Origin of the sequence: Dubosiella muris, assembly GCF_004793885.1 — a bacterium.
GTDB classification, from domain to species: Bacteria; Bacillota_I; Bacilli_A; order Erysipelotrichales; family Erysipelotrichaceae; genus Dubosiella; species Dubosiella muris.
Genome location: NZ_SRYG01000029.1, coordinates 1 through 21,275, shown reverse-complemented (window position 1 = coordinate 21,275; position 21,275 = coordinate 1). Strand labels below are relative to the sequence as shown.

At 46.9% G+C, this 21,275-nt stretch carries 32 protein-coding genes and 1 riboswitch; all 32 genes read right to left on the bottom strand.

What is annotated here, in order from left to right; all coding sequences use genetic code 11:
• The coding region (rpmJ, locus tag E5336_RS11300; protein WP_075819078.1) for a 50S ribosomal protein L36 at nucleotides 1-112 on the bottom strand (112 nt) is incomplete at its 3' end.
• 131 nt (nucleotides 113-243) lie between these two features.
• Complete coding sequence (locus E5336_RS11295; RefSeq protein WP_135981204.1) at nucleotides 244-891, bottom strand: adenylate kinase; 648 nt, start codon at nucleotides 889-891, stop codon at nucleotides 244-246.
• Between the two features lie 12 nt (nucleotides 892-903).
• Nucleotides 904-2,193, bottom strand: coding sequence for a preprotein translocase subunit SecY (gene secY / locus E5336_RS11290; protein ID WP_135981203.1), 1,290 nt, complete (start codon nucleotides 2,191-2,193; stop codon nucleotides 904-906).
• A gap of 3 nt (nucleotides 2,194-2,196) precedes the next feature.
• Nucleotides 2,197-2,634, bottom strand: a complete 438-nt coding sequence (gene rplO, locus E5336_RS11285; protein ID WP_135981202.1) for a 50S ribosomal protein L15 — start codon at nucleotides 2,632-2,634, stop codon at nucleotides 2,197-2,199.
• A gap of 17 nt (nucleotides 2,635-2,651) precedes the next feature.
• The gene (gene rpsE, locus E5336_RS11280) at nucleotides 2,652-3,164 is read right to left on the bottom strand and encodes a 30S ribosomal protein S5 (RefSeq protein ID WP_135981201.1); all 513 of its coding nucleotides are present in this window, start codon (nucleotides 3,162-3,164) and stop codon (nucleotides 2,652-2,654) included.
• 12 nt (nucleotides 3,165-3,176) lie between these two features.
• Complete coding sequence (gene rplR, locus E5336_RS11275; RefSeq protein ID WP_135981200.1) at nucleotides 3,177-3,533, bottom strand: 50S ribosomal protein L18; 357 nt, start codon at nucleotides 3,531-3,533, stop codon at nucleotides 3,177-3,179.
• Between the two features lie 21 nt (nucleotides 3,534-3,554).
• Nucleotides 3,555-4,100, bottom strand: coding sequence for a 50S ribosomal protein L6 (gene rplF / locus E5336_RS11270; protein WP_135981199.1), 546 nt, complete (start codon nucleotides 4,098-4,100; stop codon nucleotides 3,555-3,557).
• 18 nt (nucleotides 4,101-4,118) lie between these two features.
• A complete protein-coding gene (gene rpsH / locus E5336_RS11265; protein WP_135981198.1) occupies nucleotides 4,119-4,514 on the bottom strand; it encodes a 30S ribosomal protein S8 in 396 nt (131 codons plus the stop codon).
• 18 nt (nucleotides 4,515-4,532) lie between these two features.
• Nucleotides 4,533-4,718, bottom strand: a complete 186-nt coding sequence (locus tag E5336_RS11260) for a type Z 30S ribosomal protein S14 (protein WP_015535556.1) — start codon at nucleotides 4,716-4,718, stop codon at nucleotides 4,533-4,535.
• Between the two features lie 12 nt (nucleotides 4,719-4,730).
• Nucleotides 4,731-5,270, bottom strand: coding sequence for a 50S ribosomal protein L5 (gene rplE, locus E5336_RS11255; protein WP_135981197.1), 540 nt, complete (start codon nucleotides 5,268-5,270; stop codon nucleotides 4,731-4,733).
• A 9-nt stretch (nucleotides 5,271-5,279) separates the two neighbouring features.
• On the bottom strand, nucleotides 5,280-5,603 hold the full coding sequence (gene rplX / locus E5336_RS11250; RefSeq protein ID WP_016320198.1) for a 50S ribosomal protein L24: 324 nt from the start codon (nucleotides 5,601-5,603) through the stop codon (nucleotides 5,280-5,282).
• Nucleotides 5,604-5,615: 12 nt separating this feature from the next.
• Nucleotides 5,616-5,984: a 50S ribosomal protein L14 gene (gene rplN / locus E5336_RS11245; RefSeq protein ID WP_135981196.1), complete on the bottom strand. Its 369-nt coding sequence runs from the start codon at nucleotides 5,982-5,984 to the stop codon at nucleotides 5,616-5,618.
• A 17-nt stretch (nucleotides 5,985-6,001) separates the two neighbouring features.
• The gene (rpsQ, locus tag E5336_RS11240) at nucleotides 6,002-6,259 is read right to left on the bottom strand and encodes a 30S ribosomal protein S17 (RefSeq protein WP_135981195.1); all 258 of its coding nucleotides are present in this window, start codon (nucleotides 6,257-6,259) and stop codon (nucleotides 6,002-6,004) included.
• A 12-nt stretch (nucleotides 6,260-6,271) separates the two neighbouring features.
• A complete protein-coding gene (rpmC, locus tag E5336_RS11235; protein ID WP_016320201.1) occupies nucleotides 6,272-6,472 on the bottom strand; it encodes a 50S ribosomal protein L29 in 201 nt (66 codons plus the stop codon).
• Entirely contained in the window at nucleotides 6,472-6,888 is a 417-nt protein-coding gene (rplP, locus tag E5336_RS11230; protein WP_135981194.1) for a 50S ribosomal protein L16, read from the bottom strand. Before rplP ends, rpmC begins: the two co-directional genes overlap by 1 nt.
• A complete protein-coding gene (rpsC, locus tag E5336_RS11225) occupies nucleotides 6,875-7,726 on the bottom strand; it encodes a 30S ribosomal protein S3 (protein WP_135981193.1) in 852 nt (283 codons plus the stop codon). Before rpsC ends, rplP begins: the two co-directional genes overlap by 14 nt.
• Before the next feature lie 10 nt (nucleotides 7,727-7,736).
• A complete protein-coding gene (rplV, locus tag E5336_RS11220; RefSeq protein ID WP_135981205.1) occupies nucleotides 7,737-8,072 on the bottom strand; it encodes a 50S ribosomal protein L22 in 336 nt (111 codons plus the stop codon).
• A gap of 12 nt (nucleotides 8,073-8,084) precedes the next feature.
• Nucleotides 8,085-8,363 (bottom strand): 30S ribosomal protein S19, encoded by a 279-nt coding sequence (gene rpsS, locus E5336_RS11215; protein WP_135981192.1) that lies wholly within the window; start codon nucleotides 8,361-8,363, stop codon nucleotides 8,085-8,087.
• A gap of 14 nt (nucleotides 8,364-8,377) precedes the next feature.
• Complete coding sequence (gene rplB, locus E5336_RS11210) at nucleotides 8,378-9,211, bottom strand: 50S ribosomal protein L2 (RefSeq protein WP_135981191.1); 834 nt, start codon at nucleotides 9,209-9,211, stop codon at nucleotides 8,378-8,380.
• Nucleotides 9,212-9,269: 58 nt separating this feature from the next.
• The gene (gene rplW, locus E5336_RS11205; protein ID WP_135981190.1) at nucleotides 9,270-9,560 is read right to left on the bottom strand and encodes a 50S ribosomal protein L23; all 291 of its coding nucleotides are present in this window, start codon (nucleotides 9,558-9,560) and stop codon (nucleotides 9,270-9,272) included.
• The gene (rplD, locus tag E5336_RS11200; RefSeq protein ID WP_135981189.1) at nucleotides 9,560-10,189 is read right to left on the bottom strand and encodes a 50S ribosomal protein L4; all 630 of its coding nucleotides are present in this window, start codon (nucleotides 10,187-10,189) and stop codon (nucleotides 9,560-9,562) included. The genes rplW and rplD overlap by 1 nt, the downstream gene beginning before the upstream one ends.
• The gene (gene rplC / locus E5336_RS11195; protein WP_135981188.1) at nucleotides 10,189-10,884 is read right to left on the bottom strand and encodes a 50S ribosomal protein L3; all 696 of its coding nucleotides are present in this window, start codon (nucleotides 10,882-10,884) and stop codon (nucleotides 10,189-10,191) included. Before rplC ends, rplD begins: the two co-directional genes overlap by 1 nt.
• Nucleotides 10,885-10,898: 14 nt before the next feature.
• Nucleotides 10,899-11,210, bottom strand: coding sequence for a 30S ribosomal protein S10 (gene rpsJ, locus E5336_RS11190; RefSeq protein ID WP_016320210.1), 312 nt, complete (start codon nucleotides 11,208-11,210; stop codon nucleotides 10,899-10,901).
• A 204-nt stretch (nucleotides 11,211-11,414) separates the two neighbouring features.
• Entirely contained in the window at nucleotides 11,415-11,873 is a 459-nt protein-coding gene (locus tag E5336_RS11185; RefSeq protein ID WP_135981187.1) for a pyridoxamine 5'-phosphate oxidase family protein, read from the bottom strand.
• 16 nt (nucleotides 11,874-11,889) lie between these two features.
• Nucleotides 11,890-12,537, bottom strand: a complete 648-nt coding sequence (locus tag E5336_RS11180; RefSeq protein ID WP_135981186.1) for an ECF transporter S component — start codon at nucleotides 12,535-12,537, stop codon at nucleotides 11,890-11,892.
• A gap of 84 nt (nucleotides 12,538-12,621) precedes the next feature.
• Nucleotides 12,622-12,736, bottom strand: a riboswitch (FMN riboswitch).
• Nucleotides 12,737-12,775: 39 nt separating this feature from the next.
• Nucleotides 12,776-13,417 (bottom strand): hypothetical protein, encoded by a 642-nt coding sequence (locus E5336_RS11175; RefSeq protein WP_135981185.1) that lies wholly within the window; start codon nucleotides 13,415-13,417, stop codon nucleotides 12,776-12,778.
• A complete protein-coding gene (locus E5336_RS11170) occupies nucleotides 13,414-14,733 on the bottom strand; it encodes a M18 family aminopeptidase (RefSeq protein ID WP_135981184.1) in 1,320 nt (439 codons plus the stop codon). The genes E5336_RS11175 and E5336_RS11170 overlap by 4 nt, the downstream gene beginning before the upstream one ends.
• Nucleotides 14,734-15,033: 300 nt before the next feature.
• Entirely contained in the window at nucleotides 15,034-16,497 is a 1,464-nt protein-coding gene (locus E5336_RS11165) for an APC family permease (RefSeq protein ID WP_135981183.1), read from the bottom strand.
• Nucleotides 16,498-16,665: 168 nt separating this feature from the next.
• On the bottom strand, nucleotides 16,666-17,850 hold the full coding sequence (tuf, locus tag E5336_RS11160; RefSeq protein WP_135981182.1) for an elongation factor Tu: 1,185 nt from the start codon (nucleotides 17,848-17,850) through the stop codon (nucleotides 16,666-16,668).
• 89 nt (nucleotides 17,851-17,939) lie between these two features.
• On the bottom strand, nucleotides 17,940-20,018 hold the full coding sequence (gene fusA, locus E5336_RS11155) for an elongation factor G (RefSeq protein WP_135981181.1): 2,079 nt from the start codon (nucleotides 20,016-20,018) through the stop codon (nucleotides 17,940-17,942).
• A 17-nt stretch (nucleotides 20,019-20,035) separates the two neighbouring features.
• On the bottom strand, nucleotides 20,036-20,506 hold the full coding sequence (gene rpsG, locus E5336_RS11150) for a 30S ribosomal protein S7 (RefSeq protein WP_135981180.1): 471 nt from the start codon (nucleotides 20,504-20,506) through the stop codon (nucleotides 20,036-20,038).
• 26 nt (nucleotides 20,507-20,532) lie between these two features.
• Nucleotides 20,533-20,946: a 30S ribosomal protein S12 gene (rpsL, locus tag E5336_RS11145; protein WP_135981179.1), complete on the bottom strand. Its 414-nt coding sequence runs from the start codon at nucleotides 20,944-20,946 to the stop codon at nucleotides 20,533-20,535.
• Nucleotides 20,947-21,275 lie beyond the last annotated feature (329 nt).

Sequence of the window (21,275 nt, the reverse complement as noted above, 5' to 3'; positions counted from 1 at the left end):
TTCCTTGTCTCTGTTTGTGTTTCGGGTTCTCGCAGATCACCATCACGCGACCTTTCCGGCGGATGACCCGGCACTTGTCACAGATTGGTTTTACAGATGGTCTTACTTTCATCTTTTTTCCTCCTGTACACTTGCCACGTATTGCCCTGCTAAAATGCGTATGTCTGCATGCGGATTTTAACAGAAACGTGGGCTTTCATTCATACGCAAATAAATGCGCTTATATATTATAAGCGCAATTTATTAGTTTTTCAAGGCTTCCTGAATGGAAGACCAAATTTCATCAATGCCGCGATCCGCATTGATATGTTTTACGATTCCTTTTTCTTCATAATACGCAATAACTGGCTCGGTATTTTTTGCGTATTCATCGAGACGTACTTTTAGACTCTCCTCGTTATCATCTTTTCTTTGTGATAACGGTTCACCGCAAACGTCACAAATTTCCTCAGTTTGAGGAGGAGTCGTATATATATTATATATCGCTCCGCATTTTTTGCATGTACGACGACCGGTAATTCGCTTTGTCAGCACGTCGAATGGCACATCCATAGCAACAACGACGTCCACTGCGAGATCCGTTCCTTTTGTCATTTGCTCAAACGCTTTGGCCTGGTCCAGCGTCCGCGGATAACCGTCCAGCAAATACCCGTTCTTTTTATCTGTTAGATTTGCTAAGTAATCCGCAACCATTTTGTTCGTAATTTCGTCCGGAACAAGAAGTCCCTTCTCCGTATACGCCTTGGCCTGCTGTCCAAGCGGGGTATCGTTTGCGATATTCGCGCGGAAGATATCTCCAGTCGAGATGTGGTTTAAATTAAACTCATCTTTAATTCGGCTTGAGAACGTGCCTTTGCCAGATCCAGGCGCACCCATAATAAAGATGTTCATAGTAATCTCCCTTTAGTCTTCGAAATACTTTTTATACGATTTCTGTGTAATTAGTCCTTGGACTTGTCGTACCGTTTCGATCGCTACACCAACCACGATAATCATACCTGTTCCACCTAACGCCATAGAACTTGGCAGTTCCGGCCAGATGAGCGGCATAATATGCGGCATGACCGCGATAAACGCGAGAGCAACGGCCCCCAATACCGTGATCCGCGACAACACGCGGTTGATATAATCCTGCGTTTCCGTTCCCGGACGCACACTTGGAATATAAGCGCCCGATTTCCCGAGATTCTCGGCAATCTTTTCCGGATTGATTTGCATCTTCGTGTAAAAGAACGTAAAGAGCAAAATCAGCACGACATAGATCGCCAAAGAATACCAGGTCTGAAGGCCTAGCCAATCTTGCATTGGCCGGATCCATTCATTTTCCGGAAAAAAGCTGGCAATCTGCAATGGCGCCATCATCAATGACGAAGCGAAAATGACAGGAATCACACTTGCCGAATTGACTTTCAATGGCAAATAATTCATTTTGCTTGTTTGGGTCATCGTGACAGAACTCGAAGTATACTGGATCGGAATTTTTCGTTCGGCGGTATTGATCAGAGTCACAAAGACGATAATTAACAAATAAATGATGATATACGCCGCAAACAACAACGCGCCATTTGCGATTTTCCCATCAATTAACGATGACCAGGCTGCAGAGAACTGCTGCGGCATCCGCCCGACAATTCCCGCCATGATCACCATCGAAATTCCGTTTCCTATCCCTTTTAATGAAATCTGATCGCCGATCCAGACTAGGAACATCGTTCCAGCCGTGAATATCGTTGCGATAAACAATAACTTCGCTACCGTGACTCCGCCAACGATCAATCCGGTGTAGGTTTTCGAGAAACCGTACACCAGTGAAAAGGATTGAACAAAGGCAAAGACCACCGCAAGATATCGTGTATATTTATCGAGTTTCTTACGACCATTTGCGCCTGATTTCGATAGCTCGGTCAAGCTTGGAATAACATCCATGCTCAACAGCTGAATGATAATGGATGCGGTAATGTAAGGTGTAACACCTAGAGCGAATACAGAAAACTGCTCCAAACCACCGCCACCCAGCAAGTTCAGCATCGCGAACAAGGAGTTTTCTCCCAGTCCCGCTACCAAATCAGAAGTGTTTACGTCTGGGATCGTGATCGCACAACCAAGACGATAAACAAGAAAGGCAAAGAGAGTAAAGACAATCCGGTTCCGGATGTCCTTATTCGTCCACATTGCCTTGATTTTTGAACCCATTAATTAGCAGACCTCAACTTTTCCGCCTGCGTTCTCAATAGCTTCCTGAGCTCCCTTCGAGAATTTTGCTGCCGAAACAGTCAATTTCTTTGTAAGCTCACCATTTCCAAGAATTTTTACACCATTTAATTCTTTCTTTACCAAACCGCATTCCATCAACAATGCAGGTGTAACGTTTGTTCCGTCTTCAAAACGGTTCAAATCCTTTACATTGACGATCGCATACTCTTTGCGGTTGAAGTTCGTGAATCCACGTTTTGGAAGACGACGCGCAATCGGTGTCTGACCACCTTCGAAGCCAAGACGAGTTCCGCCGCCGCTTCGTGCGTTTTGTCCTTTTTGTCCTCGCGCCGAGGTTTTACCCAAGCCGCTTCCAGGACCGCGTCCTACCCGTTTTCTCGAAGTACGCGGGCTCAACGATGACATTTCATGTAATTTCATTTCATTTACCTCCCCGATTAGTAACCACGGATCTCTTCCGGAGTTTTACCGCGAAGTTCAGCCACCTGTTCAACGGTTCTCAGGCTCTTCAGACCTTCGACAGTCGCCCGAACCACGTTGATTTTTGTACGGGATCCCAGACATTTCGTCAGGATATCGCTAATTCCAGCCAATTCAAGAACGGCACGTGCCGCACCACCGGCGATTACACCAGTACCTTCGCTGGCTGGACGCATGAATACGGATCCTGCTCCATATGTTCCAGTGACTTCATGTGGAATCGTTGTACCAATTACAGGTACTGTGAATACGTTTTTCTTCGCGTTGTCGACTGCTTTCCGGATTGCATCAGGGACTTCTTTTGCTTTTCCAGTGCCAATTCCAACGCGTCCTTTACGGTCACCAACAACAACTAATGCCGCAAAGCGGAAGTTACGACCACCTTTGACAACTTTCGTAACACGGTTGATGGCTACGACTTGTTCTTCAAATTCTTTCTGGTCTCTTCTAGGTTTTCTTTCATTTGCCATTGTTGCGACCTCCTAAAATTCTAAGCCGGCTTCACGAGCGGCGTCAGCAAGTGCTGCTACACGACCAGTATAGATATATCCACCACGGTCGAATACTACTTTTTTGATTCCTTTGTCTTGAGCGCGTTTTGCGATTTCGGCTCCGACTTTTTTTGCGGCTTCGATATTTCCACCGTTTTCCAGTTTCATATCCACACTCGATGCGGCCGCCAGTGTGTGTCCATTCACGTCGTCAATTAACTGCGCGTGGATGTGGGCGTTGCTTCTGAATACATTCAAACGTGGGCATTCAGGAGTCCCGCTTATATTTTTACGTACACGCACATGACGACGAAGTCTTTGTGAATTACGTGATTCTTTTTTCAACATATTAGTTCTCCTCTCCCACTATTATTTCTTACCAGCCGTTTTACCTTCCTTACGACGGACAACTTCGCCTTTATAACGAATTCCTTTGCCTTTGTAAGGTTCCGGTTTGCGGACTGCGCGAATATTGGCGGAATATTCTCCAACAAGCTGTTTGTCGATTCCAGCGACTTTGATCGACGTGGCGTTTGGACAAGTTACTTCCAAACCATCCACGATGTCGATTTCAACTGGGTGCGAGTATCCCACGCTCATGGTCAGCTTGTTTCCTTTTACAGCGGTACGGAAACCAATTCCGACCAGCTCAAGTTCTTTTACGAATCCTTCAGAAACTCCCACTACCATGTTGTGCAAGAGCGCACGCGTTGTTCCATGGAGCTGCTTAGTGTGTTTTTCGTCATTAGGACGCTTCACAGTGACTTCGTTGTTCTCCACGTTGATGTCCATCAACGGAGAGAACTTCCGAGTTAAAGTTCCTTTAGGACCTTTAACAGTCACCTCATTGCCTGCCGCTACTTCGACAGTAACGTTGGCAGGAATGGTAATCAGTTTATTCCCGATACGTGACATTTTATTTTTCCTCCTAAATTACCAGATATATGCGATGACTTCGCCACCAACGTGGTTTTTCTTCGCATCTTTATCTGTCATCATTCCGTTCGAAGTCGAGATGATGGCAGTGCCAAGACCGTTCAATACGCGTGGCAGGTTTTCCACCTTCGCGTAAACGCGCAGTCCAGGCTTCGAAATCCGGCGCAGACCGCTAATAACGCGCTCGCCGTTTTTCCCGTATTTCAAGTCAATCGTCAAAGTTTTCTTGAGATCGCCTTCTACTTTATAGTTATTGATGTATCCTTCACTCTTCAAGATTTCGGCGATTGCCGTTTTCTCTTTGCTGGAAGGCATGCTCACTGTTTCGTGTTTTTGCTGCAGTGCATTCCGAATACGAGTAAGCATATCTGCGATTGGATCTGTCATATTCATGAGTCGTATGCCTCCTTATTACCAGCTTGCCTTTTTAACACCCGGGATCTGACCTTTGTAAGCCAGTTCGCGGAAGCAGATACGGCAAAGTTTATATTTTCTTAAAACAGAGTGTGGACGTCCACAACGCTCGCAACGTGTGTATTCACGCACTTTGAATTTCTGCGGACGCTGCTGCTTGTTGATCATTGCTTTTTTAGCCATTGTTGCCTCCTCTTATTTTTTGAAAGGCATTCCCATTGCAGTCAGCAATGCTTTTGCCTCGTCATTCGTTTTCGCTGTCGTCACGATAACAACATCCATACCACGGGTACGGTTGACTTTATCGAAATCAATTTCAGGGAAAATAATTTGTTCTTTTACACCCAGCGTGTAATTTCCACGACCGTCAAAGCTTGTGTCGCTGACACCGCGGAAGTCACGAACGCGTGGAAGCGAGATGTTGAACAGTTTATCAAGGAAGTTGTACATTTTGTCGGCACGCAACGTTACTTTGCATCCGATTGGCATACCTTCACGAAGTTTGAAGTTCGCGATTGATTTTTTTGCTTTTGTAATCACTGGAGCCTGTCCGGTAATGGCTGCCAGCTCTTCCACTGCCTCATCGAGCAGCTTCGAGTTTTGAATCGCATCACCAACACCAATATTGACAACGACTTTGTCAATCTTTGGCACTTCCATGATTGATGAATAGTTGAAATCCTTCATCATCTGAGGGACAACATCGCTTTTATATTTTTCCAATAAACGGTTCATGATACCCTCCTACTTCACTTCTGTGCCCGATTTTACGAACACGCGTACTTTTTCTTTCTTTCCGTCCTTGTTTGTCCGGAACTCATAGCGAACACGGCTAGGCGCTTTCGCTTTTTCATCATACAGCATGACATTCGACACGTGGATCTTTGCTTCTTTTTCAATGATCCCACCATCCGGATTTTGCTGTGTTGGTTTCTGGTGCTTCTTTACAATGTTCACGCCTTCGACAATGACTTTGTCTTCCCGCGGGAACGCTTGTTTTACTTCACCGATCGTGCCTTTGTAAGCACCTGTAATAACTTGAACTTTATCACCTTTTTTAATTCTCACAAGACACTCCTCCTACAATACTTCTGGCGCAAGAGAAACGATTTTCATGAAGTCCTTGTCACGCAATTCGCGGGCAACAGGTCCAAAAATACGAGTTCCTCTTGGCGTTTTGTCGTCTTTGATCAATACGACTGCGTTGTCGTCAAATTTGATATAGGTTCCGTTGTCGCGACGAACGCCACGTTTTGTACGAACGATAACCCCTTTGACTACATCACCTTTTTTTACGGTTCCACCAGGAGTAGCCTGTTTAACAGCACATACAACGATGTCACCGATGTTTGCGAATTTTCTTACGGAGCCACCTAAACACCGGATAACAAGAACTTCTTTCGCTCCGGTATTGTCGGCAACACGTAAACGGCTTTCGTTTTGAATCATTGTGTCTACCCCCTCGTTTATCCTTCCGCTTTTTCTACAACTTCAAGCAGACGGAAACGCTTGGTAGCCGAAAGAGGACGAGTTTCCATGATCGTTACTACATCGCCTTCACGTGCTACGTTGTTTTCGTCATGCGCTTTGTATTTTTTTGTATATTTAACACGTTTTCCGTAAATCGGATGTGTTTTTTTCGTTTCTACCGCTACAGTGATCGTCTTATCCATTTTGTCGGATACTACTTTTCCTCTGTAAACTTTACGAGCATTTCTTTCCATTGATCAGCCCTCCTACTTCGCTGCGGCGTTTTCACGCTCAGTCATAATCGTTTTAATACGAGCAATCGTTTTCTTTACGGTTTTCAAACGAGCCGTATTTTCCAACTGTCCTGTCGCCTGCTGAAAACGGAGGTTAAATAATTCGTCTTTCAATGCATCGATTTCCTTTAAAAGTTCTTCGTTGGTTTTTTCACGGATTTCTTTTGCGTTCATTATTCAACTTCTCCTTTTCTAACAAAGCGAGTTTTCACAGGAAGCTTATGAGAAGCCAGACGCAATGCTTCACGAGCTACTTCCTCGCTTACTCCACCGATCTCGAACATAACACGGCCCGGTTTTACAACCGCAACCCATCCTTCTGGAGCACCTTTACCGGAACCCATACGAACTTCGAGAGGTTTTTTCGTTCTTGCCAAATGAGGGAAGATACGGATCCAAACTTTACCGCCACGCTTCATGTAACGTGTCATGGCGATACGGGCAGCCTCGATCTGACGGTTGCTTACGTAGTTTCCCGATTCAGCAACGAGACCAAATTCACCAAAGTCAACCGAGCGTCCCGCCTTGCTGCGACCTTCGTAGCTCAGACGATGAGGACGACGATACTTTGTACGTTTAGGCATTAACATCTTCGTTACCTCCTTTATTTACAGGAGCTGCGGCTTTTTCCGCGTTGTTGCGGCCATTCGCTCCCCGAGGCGCGCGATTGTTATTCCGTCCATCGCCACGACGGTTGTTGTTGCGGCGGCGATTGCGCATAGGACGTTGTTTTGGCGCTTCTGGTTCTTTCACCATTTCGCCAGGAAGAACTTCCCCACGGCAGATCCAGACTTTTACGCCCAGACGACCATAAGTCGTGCTTGCTTCTTCCCAAGCATAGTCGATATCGCTGCGCAGAGTATGCAGAGGAACGACACCTTCGGAATAGCCTTCCGTACGGGCCATATCAGCACCGCCAAGACGTCCGGAAACCGAAGTCTTGATTCCTTTGGCACCGGCGCGCATCGTGTTCTGGATCGCTTTTTTCTGCGTCGCACGGAACGATTTACGTCCTTCCAGCTCGTTGGCAATCCAGCGAGCAACCAGACGTGCGTCCAAATTCGGGTTGGCGATTTCCACCACGTTGATTTGCACGTTTTTCACTTTTGTCATCTTGATGATTTGTTTTTTCAAACCTTCAATGGATTTTCCATCCTGACCGATGACAACGCCAGGATGCGCAGTACGGATGATAATCGTCAAGCGATTGTTCGTACGTTCGATTTCAATGCGGGAAATCTGAGGATCTGCTTTGCGCTTGTCGGCTGCCGATGCAGACAATTTTGCATAATAATCTTCGATAAAATCACGAATCCGAACATCTTCCATCAGAAGCGTTCCGAATTCTTTATCGTCTGAATACCATCTCGACTGCCAGTCGCGGATGATTCCGACACGCATTCCGATCGGACTTACTTTTTGACCCATATCGATCCTCCTACTCTTTCTCAGCCACGATCACCGTGATGTGGCTCGTACGCTTATGAATTGGGCTTGCGCTACCTTTTGCGCGAGGCATGAAACGCTTCATCGTCATTCCTTCATCCGCATAGCAAGCTTTTACATAAAGTTTTGCTTCATCTAAATCATTATTGTGAACCGCATTCGCAACTGCAGATTTCAGAACTTTACCAACAAGTTCCCCACCCTTGTTTGGGAGAAATTTGCAGATCGCAGCGGCTTCTTCCACGTTTTTACCCCGGATCAAGTCTAAAACAAGTCTAGCCTTACGAGGTTGAATGCGAAGAGTTTTTGCTGTTGCTTTTACTTCCATCATCTGTTCCTCCTATTTTCTGCCTTTCTTGTCATCTTTTGCATGATCGGCATATTTACGCGTCGGTACAAACTCACCAAGCTTGTGTCCAACCATATCTTCTGTTACGTATACAGGCAAATGTTCTTTCCCGTTATACACCGCAAATGTATGCTCTACAAATTGAGGGAAGATCGTTGAACGACGGCTCCACGTTTTGATCACTTCTTTTTTTCCGGCAGCATTCAATGCGATGACCTTTTTCATCAAGTGTTCGTCACAGAAAGGACCTTTTTTCAAACTACGACTCATGTCTTATCCTCCTTCTACTTACCGTTGCGGCGACGTACGATCAGTTTCGTACTTGCTTTTTTCTTCTTACGCGTCTTCACGCCCAGAGCTTTTTTGCCCCATGGCGTCATAGGCGATTTACGTCCGATTGGCGTACGGCCTTCACCACCACCATGAGGGTGATCGTTCGGGTTCATAACGGAACCACGAACCGTCGGGCGAACGCCTTTCCAACGGTTACGTCCAGCTTTTCCGAGGTTGACGAGGTTGTGGTCCTCGTTGCCAACCGTTCCAACCGTCGCGCGGCATACACCAAGCACACGACGAACTTCGCCGGAAGTCAGACGCAAAGTTACATATTTGTCTTCGATACCAAGAATCTGTGCGGATGCACCAGCGCTTCGCGCCATCTGTCCGCCTTTGCCCGGTTTCAGCTCCACGTTGTGAACCACTGTACCTTCAGGCATGTTCCGGAGTTCCATCGCGTTTCCGATCTGGATATCCGCTTCAGGACCCGAAATGACTTTCGCGCCGACTTTCAAGCCTTTTGGCGCGATAATATAACGCTTTTCACCATCAACATAGTGAAGCAGCGCGATATTCGACGTACGGTTTGGATCGTACTCGATCGCAGCGACCGTAGCCGGAATTCCGTCTTTGTTACGTTTGAAATCAATGATACGGTATGCACGTTTGTGTCCGCCACCTTGATGACGAGTCGTGATCCGACCAAGATTGTTGCGGCCGCCCTTGCTTTTCAATGGAGCAAGAAGACTTTTCTCCGGAGTTGTTTTTGTGATCTCCTCGAAAGTCAGCGTGGACATCCCACGACGACCAGGTGTAGTAGGTTTATACTTTTTGATTGGCATAAACTAATTTTTCCTCCTATTCGCAATATTTATTCAGGAAATAGCGACTTCTCCCTGATTATTCCTCACCAAACAAGTCGATTGTCTGGCCTTCTTTGATTTTTACAATCGCTTTGCGGACATGGTTCGTTTTTCCAACGAAGCGTCCAACACGACGTGTCTTTGGTTTTACATTCATGATGTTGACCGAAACAACATCCACGTGGAACAAAGCTTCCACCGCTTGTCTCACTTCGATCTTATTTACACCTTTCGCCACTTCGAACGTCACCTTGTTGTCTTCAGCCATCAGCTTCATCGACTTCTCCGTGATGATCGGGCGAATGATTACGTCTCTGTAGTCCATCATTATGCCAACGCCTCCTCAATTTCTTTTACGGCTGCGCTCGTCATGACAACTTTGTTCGCGTTAACAAGATCGTATACGTTGATCGCCTTCGAGCTCATCATGCTTACGCCTGGCAAGTTGCGCGCCGACAAGTAAGCGTTCGTGTTGTCATCGGCTTCCGCAACGACAAACAACGTTTTGTAAGGCGCCTGGATCGCATCGACGATCGCAACGAAATCTTTTGTTTTTGGCGCTGCCAATTCTAATTTATCCATGACGTTCATCGCTTCGCCGATCAGTTTCTCGCTCAATGCGGATTTCAGGGCAAGACGACGAACTTTCTTGTTGATTTTATATGCATAGTTCCGAGGTTTAGGTCCAAACACCGTTCCACCGCCTCTGTATTGAGGAGCGCGGATCGAACCTTGACGGGCGCGACCTGTTCCCTTTTGGCGATATGGTTTACGACCGCCGCCGCGAACTTCGGAACGTCCTCTTGTGCTTGCCGTACCTTGACGACGGCTTGCCTGCTGCATGATCAATGCATCGTAAAGTGCCTGTTGATTTGGCTCGATTCCGAATACTTCATCGTTGAGTTCGATCGTTCCAACAACCGCACCGGCCTGATTAATTACGTCTAATGTAGCCATTATTCACTGACCTCCTCATTCACCGTGTAGTCGACCAATGTAACTGGCGCTTTGTTTCCTTTCGAAGTCTTGGCTGTACGGATCATCACCAATCCTTTTTTAGGTCCAGGCACACAGCCCTTGATCAAGATATAGTCTTTTTCTTTATCTACTTTAATGACAGTCAGGTTCGGATTCGTTGTGCGATATCCACCTTCCTGACCAGCCATCATCGTACCTTTCATGATACGGCCCTGACGGGAAGTAATACCGTTTGTTGCCAAAGAACCGATATGGCGGATGTTCTTCGAACCACCATGTGTCTTTGGTCCCTGATGCGCGTTGTTACGCACGATCGTACCCTGGTAACCTTTACCCTTGCTCGTTCCGATGACATCGACTTGCTCACCGGCTTCGAAAATGTCAACGCCAACCGTATCTCCGACTTTTACGTCGAGCTCGCAATCGCGAACCTCGCGGACAAAGCGCTTCGGCGCTGTTTCCGCTTTCTTGCAGTGTCCGATGTTGGCTTTTGTTGCGCGGCGTTCCTTGATATCTTCAAAGCCCAACTGAACCGCTTCATACCCATCCGTTTCAACCGTTTTCTTTTGAAGAACAACGTTCGGAGTCGCTTCGATCACTGTTACAGGAATCAACTCGCCGTCTACTGTGAAGACTTGCGTCATTCCTAATTTTCTTCCTAATAGTCCTTTCATCTTTGACACCTCCATTAAAGTTTAATCTCGATGTCAACACCACTAGGAAGTTCAAGTCTTTGTAAAGAGTCAATTGTTTCCTTGTTTGGTGCAACGATCTCAATCAAACGCTTATGCGTACGCATTTCGAACTGCTCACGCGAATCCTTGTATTTGTGAACTGCACGAAGAATTGTCACAACTTGTTTTTCCGTCGGCAGCGGAACCGGGCCGATGACTTTTTTAGCCCCGTGTTTTGTAGCCGCATCGACGATTTTCTTTGCGCTCTCGTCCAGGATGCGGTGCTCATACGCCTTTAAGCGAATTCTCATTGTATTGTTTGCCATGGTTTTCTCCTTTCGTTTATTCTAGATAAACATGCTCCATGCGAATTACCTGACCTCACCCATGACAACGCTTTTCAGTGGGTCAGCAACCTCGCACTTCTTCGCAGTGCTCAAAAATAATAGCACACAACCCGAGGGGATTCAACTATATTTCTTCTTTTTTTCAAAAGAAACCGGCATGGACACCCACACCGGCTTCTTTCCCTATTCATCGTATTGTTTCCGTGTCACAGTATGCAAGTCAAAATCCAGAAACAGCTGGAACGCCTTGCGATTTTCGTCCTCGTCCCAAATCTCGACGAATTTCGGTTCCACCTCGACTAGAATCTCGGTGTCCACATGCGAGTAGGCGTTGTAGGACTGCCACAAGTACTTCTTATACAGCGTCTCGAACGTGCGTCCCGGCTCGTCCACGACCAGTCCCGCGACGCGGGCGATTCCTTCGACCTGCACCCCGTTCCAGCACATGGCTACGCGCGGATTGGCGTACAGCTGCTGCGTTTTACGAAAATTGCGATCCGTCTTAAAATAGATCCGGTCCTTGTAAAACAAACAACTCACGTTGCGAACCATCGGGTAGTCATCGACGCTGCTGGCCAGCGCCATGATCTTCCAATCCCCGAGCTTCGCGTCCATAATTTTCTTCGCTTCCAAAAAATCCATCTTTCTCTCTCCTCGCTTAAAGCAATCCATTCATCGTACACACGATGAGCAAAACCGAAACAACCATAAAACCGCCAACGACAGCCATCGACTTTCCGGTCGATACCGACTCGCTTTCTTTCACCAAACCGGAATGACGCAGCGCCGTCACGATTGGCTTATACACAAACAACGTAATGCCCGCGTTGATCCCGCACTTCAGCAAGTTGAACGGCACGATGCCCGGCAGCAGCATGCCGACCACCGCTTCGCGCGGCATACCAAAATAAATCGGCGTGATGATGTAGTTCCAGAGCACCATCGACAGCGTACAGCAAATCGTTCCCGCGATCAATCCGAGCACAGCGCCATTTTTGGTATGAACCTTTTTATAAATGAACGCAGCCGTACAAGCAAATGTGCACGAAGCGATCACGTTCATAAGCACATCCAAAATCGTTCCCCCGCGGAACAATAGCTCCAGCACCGAGCAAATCGCGCTAATCACAAAGGATGTCAGCGGGCCGTAAATAAAGCCGCCAATCACGATGATGATGTCTTTGGGATCAAATTTCAGAAAAGACACCGCCGGCACAAGCGGGAACGAGACGAGCAAGTTCAAGACCATCGCCATCGCGCACAACAAGCCGATCGTTGTGATTTTTTTTGTTTTCGAGTTATTCATTTCAACGACACCTCCTAATAACAGAAAACGCGCCTAAAATAAACTTCTAGGTGCGTTTTTCGACGATTAAAAAATGTCAGTCAACAAACTCTTCTTTCATCCAGACTTTAACTGTTGCTACCGGAGTTGCACCGGTTCGGCCCGAAGGTTCGCGGAGTATACCGCCAGTCGAGAATTTCACTCTGCCCTGAAGATTTATTTTATGCAACTTCATTATAATCCAAGTTGCCAAACAAATTCAATAAGAACGTAGAAATTCGTCCAGCACAAATTTAAATTTGCGTTTCTCGATAAAATACGCCACGATCAAAACCACTAACGTGAAGTCGATGTTGGGCGGCAACATCATTTTCAGCAAGGCGCTGAGCACAAACGAGCTGATATCCATATACAAAAAGTCTTTGCTGTTTGTACACGAGCGAATCATTCGGTATTTGACCCGGAAGTTGCTAAACAAAATCACCGCGCCAATGGCGCCGACGATCGCGTCCACCGAAAAATTGATGAAGTACGTTTGCGCCAATACCGCCCGCAGAAAAAAGAGCACCATCGTTCCGGTCATGATGATCATCAAGCCGGTCATCGTAAATTTCTCTTCATAGTTTTTTTCGACTTCGTAAACCGTCTTTTTGAAAGCGGAGGATTTGCTCCATGTCCGCATGTTTTCCACCGTCAGCTTCGTCTCTTTTTTGCGTTCCAGCGCCCGCGCGCTCTTCTTTAAATAAAAGGTGGCGTAGACGTCTTTCTTTAAACCGGACCAGTCTTTTTTCTCATCAATCGCCTGAATGACTGAAAGAAGCGTTCCATCTTCATCATGGGCGAGCGCGTCCGAAGTTTCCACGCTTACCCATTGAAACGGTGAAGATTTCTTTTGCTTCATTCAAAAATCACCTGTTCCGATTCCTGGATTTGAATGTTGGTTTGAAAATACGTTTCCAATGCCTGGATCGCGTACAACGTGTCTTTCATGCCCGCCGTTTCATAACTGGAGTGCATCGCAAGCTGCGGCAAACCAATATCGACCGCGTTGACGGACACTTGCGTATTGGACAGGTTGCCAAGCGTCGAGCCACCCGCCTTGTCGGAGCGGTTCGCAAACGTTTGCACCGGCACATCCGCCATCTTGCAAATTTGCGTAAAAATCGAGCGGGAGAACGCGTCTGTCGTGTATTTCTGGTTTGCGGCTTCCTTGATGACGATGCCTTTATTCATATACGCGCAGTTCGTGGAATCGGTTTCCTGCGCACGATTTGGATGGACAGCATGCGCGTTGTCGCACGATACGAGGAACGAACGGGCCACCGCTTGATAATAGTCTTCGTTTCCAAAGCCAAGATTGCCGTTGATTCGTTTCAGCGTATCTTTCAGGAACGTCGACATCGCGCCTTGTTTAGTATTCGAGCCAACCTCCTCGTTGTCAAAGCAGCAATACACGTTGACCGCTTTCTCGTTGCGTACGTTCATAAACGCTTTTAGCGAAACAAACGCGCACTGCAAGTCATCGAGTTTTGGCGAAGATACGAATTCCTGATCATATCCCCACACCACGCCTTTTTGCCGGTTCACCAAAAACAAATCCTTTCCCATGATTTGATCGGTTCGCACGCCGAGGGCGTCGGCGATCATTTGATCAAACGCCTCTTTTTTCATCGACCCGGCCGAGAAAAGCGGGCAAAGATCGACCGCGCGGTTGTATTTGTATCCGTCGTTGATGGAACGGTCAAAATGAATCGCCAGATTCGGGATCATCAAAATATCCTGGTCGATGTAAAGAAGCTTGTTTACCAGCTTCGATCCGTCATGGACAAGCACGCGTCCGGCCACGCTGAGCGGGCGGTCGAACCACGTATTGTCAATCATTCCGCCGTACGCTTCCACGTTTAATTTAATGTATTCTCCCGGCCCTTCCAGCGTTGCCACCGATTTTATTTTATAGGTTGGCGAGTCCGAATGGGCCGCCGTCATTTGAAAATGATAGTCGCTCAATTCCTTTCCAATTTGAAACGCGATCAAACTGGTATGGTTGCGCGTCGTGTAGTATTTCCCGCCTTTTTTCAAAGTCCAGGCTTTTCCTTCCGGCAAGTATTCAAAACCATCCGCGCTCAAATACGATTGGATCGTCGCGATGGAATGAAACATGCTTGGACTGGACTCGATAAACGCGAGTAGTTCTTTTGAAATATCTAAATCATTCATGATAATTCCTCCTCTTTGTAGTGTATCACGTCTGAAATCAAATTCATAGGAAAGGGGCTGTAACGGGTAATTAAAAAAATATCCGGCTCCGGAATTGAAAAAGAGGCCGAATGGAATGGCGAACCAGCGAAAGCGCCGGCTATGGAAGCGATGGCAATGATTCGTATTGTAAAGAGCGGCGAATTGAATAAAGAAGAAAAAGTGATATTTCTTTTTGAAAAGAGGCAAAGAAAAAAAGCTGTAGCGCTCGAGTGATTTCTAAAAACCACCCATTCGTTACAGCCTCTTTTGTATTGTTTTTTATTCTGTCGTTCCGTCGCGCTCGTCCTGACGTTTTCTGATTTCCGGCATGATCAAGCCGAGAAGCAGGAACACGAATGGCGAGATCGCGTTGAAGATCGTGCGCATTGGATCGCCTGCCGCATACATTCCGAGCACGCAGCAAATCGCGGTGACCGCGAAGCACCATACACCGAAGAAGACCGCTACTTTGTTGTTTTTCACAAACATGTAGTCACGCGGAAATTTGGAAGACAGCTTGCGCAGCATGATGTACGCGAAGAATACCCACAAATAACGCAATGGCATACAAACGGAGTTCAACCGGGTCAGCCAGGTGATGATATCCGAAGCGTCTTTTCCAAGCAGCTGGATCGCGATAATGGCTCCGGAAAGCACAACGATCAATTTGATACCATTGACATAGGCACCTTTATCGTTTTGCTTGAGCAGCTGTTTTGGAACGAAGCGGCGGGCGTTGCCGTCATCAAGCAGCATTCGCAGCGGCGCGTCGATACTCAACACAAGTGTCGAGAACTGTCCAATCGTGTTGCAGGCGCCATAGAAGATCACGAACAAGTTGCCGACGTGATAGTAGTCGCCCAGACGCTGGAACGCCTCGTACGCGCCATTGGCGATGAACGAAGCTTGCGCATCGCCTGTGATTTCGGCGCCTGAGAACATCATGCCCAAAGCGACCGTTCCAAGAACCGCGCACACCATAACCATGATTGCGAGCGCGATCATTCCTTTCGGGAAGTTTTTCGCTGGATTTTCCACTTTGTTTACATATGGAGAAATCTTTTCGCAGCCGCCGACCGCAAAGATCAGGATCGAGAGCGAAGTGAAGTATTCCACATTAAACTTAGGAATCAGCGCTTCCCAGCTCCAGTCAAGCGGTACATACGATGCCGATGGATTGATGACCGGTGCAGCCATCATCATCAAAATGAACAGGATCGACATGACGAACATACTCGATCCCGCCGCTGTAGTCAATGCTTTCAAAGGATTCAATCCTCGGGAAGCGACCCAGCAGAAGAACAGGAAGACGACGCCGGTTGCCAGCTGAATCTGCCAGGAAGGCAGCGAATCATACCAGTCGTTGCTTAAAGTCATCCAGGCGAGCGCTTTGAGCCCTCCTGAACCTTTCGAAGCGATATACGGAATATGGACTACCCAGTACGTATATCCGGCGTAATACGCAAGCTTCGGATTCGTCGTTTCAAGAATCCACGACGTGACACCTCCACCTGCCGTTTTGAAAGCAGAGCCAAGCTCTCCGACCATTAACGCATACGGAACAAAATACAAAACGAATACCATGATCCATGAGAAGATCACCTGCGTACCGTGGAAATATCCGAATCCGTTGGTTACATTTCCAAAGCCCCAAACGGTAGAGAACGCCATGAATGCGAGCATGTACCATTTGATCTTGGAAGATGCGGCGGTTTGCTGGCCTGTTGAATTGTCTTTAGCCATTCTTTGTCTCCTTTCTTATAAGCCAATTACATAAATGTTCACACATTTTTCATGATATGTCAATCTTTTCTACAAATCAAAAAAGGGGACAGTCCACAATATACATCCTTTTTCACGCGATGAAACAAAAAAAGACAGCTGATACCAGCTGTCTGATTTTATCAAAGATTAACCAATGATTTCTGTAACGTTTCCGGCACCTACTGTGTGGCCACCTTCACGAATAGAGAATTTTGTTCCGTTTTCCAAAGCGATTGGAGCGATCAGTTCAACGTTCATTTCTACGTTGTCCCCTGGCATAACCATATCCGTTCCTTCTGGAAGCGTGATAACACCAGTTACGTCCGTTGTACGGAAGTAGAACTGAGGACGGTAGTTTGAAACGAATGGAGTATGACGTCCACCTTCTTCTTTGCTCAAAACGTATACTTGCGCCTTGAACGTCGTGTGAGGGTTTACGCTTCCTGGTTTTGCAAGAACTTGTCCACGCTGGATCTCGTCACGTGCAACACCACGGAGCAATGCACCAATGTTGTCACCGGCCTGTGCTTCGTCCAGTTGTTTGTGGAACATTTCAAGACCAGTCAATACGGATTTACGAGTTGGTTTGATACCAACGATTTCAACTTCGTCACCAAGGTGAGCTGTACCACGTTCAACACGTCCTGTTGCAACGGTACCACGTCCGGAAATCGTCATAACGTCTTCGACTGCCATCAAGAATGGTTTGTCAACATCACGTTCTGGATCTGGGATCCAAGAGTCAACGGCTTCCATCAGTTCGTCGATCGAACCTTCGTAGTTTGGATCGCCTTCCAGTGCTTTCAAAGCCGAACCACGGATGATTGGGGTTTCGTCTCCGTCGAATCCGTACTCGTTCAACAATTCGCGAACTTCCATTTCTACAAGGTCAACGAGTTCTTCGTCATCAACCATGTCGCACTTGTTCAAGTAAACAACGATGTAAGGAACACCTACCTGACGAGCAAGAAGGATGTGCTCACGAGTCTGAGGCATAGGACCATCCGATGCCGCAACAACAAGGATCGCACCGTCCATCTGAGCGGCACCAGTGATCATGTTCTTAACGTAGTCGGCGTGACCCGGGCAGTCTACGTGCGCGTAGTGACGAGTTTCTGTCTGGTATTCAACGTGTGCCGTGTTGATCGTGATTCCACGTTCTTTTTCTTCTGGAGCACCGTCGATTTCATCGTAAGCTTCTGCTTTGGCCATACCTTTTTTAGCCAAAACGCTAGTAATCGCTGCAGTCAAAGTCGTTTTACCGTGGTCTACGTGACCAATCGTACCGATATTAACGTGCGTTTTACTTCTGTCAAATTTTTCCTTAGCCATTTAAATTTTCCTCCTAAATGCTAAACATTCATAACAAGTCGGTTTAATTTTAATGCAATGCAGCTTTAAAATCAACCACCTATCCTCAATTAATCCTGCGCAGCTGCGCTTTCTTTGATAATTTTTTCAGAAATGCTCTTTGGAACTTCTGAATAATGATCAAATTTCATGGAATAGTTACCACGTCCCTGCGTGAATCCGCGCAAGTCAGTGACATAGCCAAACATTTCGGAAAGCGGGATCATCGCGCGCACGATAATCGCGTTACCGCGCTCTTCCTGATCCGTGATCTGACCACGACGGCTGGAAACGTCGCCCATAACCGAACCCAAATATTCGGAAGGGGCCGTGACCTCAACAAACATGATCGGCTCCAGCAGAACTGGTTTACATTTTTTTGCCGCTTCACGCAGTGCCATACTTGCCGCGATCTTATATGCCATCTCCGAGGAATCGACATCATGGTAAGATCCATCGAACAGCGTCGCTTTTACGTCGATTACCGGATAGCCGGCAATCACACCGTTTTCGAGTGCTGCTTCCAAACCTTCCTGTGTCGGTTTCACGTATTCTCTAGGAACGCTTCCTCCGACGATTGCATCAACGAATTCAAATCCTTTTCCTTCGTTTGGTTCAAATTTGATCCATACATGGCCGTACTGTCCGCGACCACCGGACTGACGAATGTATTTTCCTTCGCATTCCGCGCCCTGACGAATCGTTTCGCGATAAGCAACTTGTGGTTTACCAACAACCGCTTCCACCTTAAATTCACGACGCAGACGGTCTACGATAATATCGAGGTGAAGTTCACCGACACCCGCGATGATCGTCTGGCCGGTTTCTTCATTCGTGTATGTTTTAAATGTTGGATCTTCTTCCGCCAATTTGGAAAGCGCAAGACCCATTTTGTCCTGATCGGCCTTTGTTTTTGGCTCCAGGGACAACTCGATTACTGGTTCAGGGAATTCCATCGACTCCAGAATGATCGGGTTCTTTTCATCGCACAACGTATCGCCTGTTGTTGTATTTTTCAATCCAACCGCAGCGGCGATGTCGCCGGCGTATACTTCCGAGATTTCCTTCCGGGCGTTGGCGTGCATCTGCACGATTCGTCCGAAACGTTCTCTCTTGTCTTTGTTCGAGTTCAAGACGTAGCTTCCGGATGTCGCCGTTCCCGAATAAACACGGAAGAACGACAATTTTCCAACAAACGGGTCCGTCGCGATCTTGAACGCCAGCGCGGAGAATGGTTCCTCATCGCTAGCATGACGCTCGTCGGCTTCGCCATCCAGCGTCGTTCCTTTGATGGCAGGAATGTCCAATGGAGACGGCAGGTAATCCACAACCGCATCCAAAACCATCTGCACACCTTTGTTTTTATAGGCCGATCCGCAAAGAACCGGGAAGAAATCGCCGGCACAAACCGCGATACGCAATACGCGCTTGATTTCTTCAACGCTTGGCTCTTCTCCTTCCAGCACCTGCATCATAAGATCTTCATCGTAATCTGCAAGGTACTCGAGAAGCTTCATGCGATACTCTTCTGCGAGATCAACAAGATCAGCAGGGATTTCCGTCACTTCGATATCTGTACCGAGGTCGTTTTTGTAAATCTCCGCTTTTCTTTCGATAATATCAACGATTCCTGTAAAATCGCTTTCGGCTCCGATTGGGAGCTGGATTGGGCAAGATTTCGCCCCTAAACGATCAATGATCGTATTGCAAGACATAATGAAGTCCGCTCCCGTCGCATCCATCTTGTTGACGAATACGATACGAGGCACTCCGTATTCCGTGGCTTGACGCCATACGGTTTCTGTCTGCGGTTCAACACCGGCTTTGGCATCCAATACGGTTACCGCACCATCAAGAACACGCAGGGAACGTTCAACTTCAACGGTGAAGTCAACGTGGCCCGGAGTATCTATGATATTGATACGGCAGCCTTTCCAATGGCATGTCGTGGCAGCGGAAGTGATCGTGATTCCACGTTCCTGCTCCTGCTCCATCCAGTCCATTGTACTCGCACCATCGTGTGTTTCACCAATTTTGTGGTTAACACCCGTATAGTAAAGGATACGTTCAGTCGTTGTCGTTTTTCCGGCGTCAATGTGCGCCATGATACCAATATTGCGAGTATCTTTCAATGCATATTCTCTTGGCATTTAACCGACATCCTTTCCTACCAGCGGTAATGTGCAAACGCTTTATTCGCTTCTGCCATCTTATGAACGGATTCGCGTTTCTTCACACTGGCACCAGAGTTGTTTGCCGCGTCAATAATCTCAGCGGCAAGACGCTGTTCCATTGTTTTTTCGTTGCGCAGACGAGCGTAGTTAACCAACCAGCGCAGTCCAAGCGTCAAACGACGCTCATCGCTGACTTCCACCGGTACCTGGTAGTTCGCGCCACCTACACGACGAGCCTTCAGCTCCAGCTGAGGCATTACGTTTTCCAACGCTTCCTCGAAAACTTCCATTGGTTGTTTTCCTGTTTTCACTTCGACGATGTCGAAAGCGTTATATAAAATTTTCTGAGCAGTCCCTCTTTTACCATCGATCATGATCTTGTTGATCAGACGAGTAACCAGCTTAGAGTTGTAAATCGGGTCTACTAATACATCACGTTTAGCGATATGTCCTTTTCTAGGCATAGTTTATTTCTCCTTTCACGATCGACTTATTTTTTCGGTTTTTTTGTTCCATACAGGGAACGGGATTGTTTCCGGTCGTTTACACCAGCGCAGTCCAGCGTACCGCGGACGATATGGTAACGAACACCTGGCAAGTCCTTAACACGACCACCACGGATCAGAACCACACTATGCTCCTGCAAGTTGTGTCCAATTCCTGGGATATAAGCGGTAACTTCCATTCCGTTTGAAAGACGAACACGGGCATATTTACGAAGCGCAGAGTTTGGTTTCTTTGGCGTCATCGTTCCGACACGCGTGCATACTCCACGTTTTTGCGGAGATGAAAGATTTGTCGGTTTCGATTTCAAAGAGTTGTAACCGCGGTTCAAAGCCGGTGACTTCGATACGTTTTGACTAGCCTTACGACCTTTTCGAATCAACTGATTGATTGTAGGCATAAGATCCTCCTTCCAATTTATCTACTTCTAATTTGAATAAAATTAAGTACACGAATCCGGGCGGTTCATCTTATGCCCATTTTTTAAGGTCCCTATTTCGGACCTCGCGCGTACAATCATTACAATACTTTTATCCGTTTTGTTTGTCAAGCTTTTTTATGTAACTTATTCCTTGATTTCTATAAAAAAGCGCATAAAAACCCTATTTTGAAAAACAGCGTTAATTTGTATCTCTTCCATCAAGACATTTGAAGTGCCTGATTCCTATATTCCACTGGAATCTCTATGCCCAGGTTTTCTAGTTTTGTCAAATAACTTTTGATCTTACT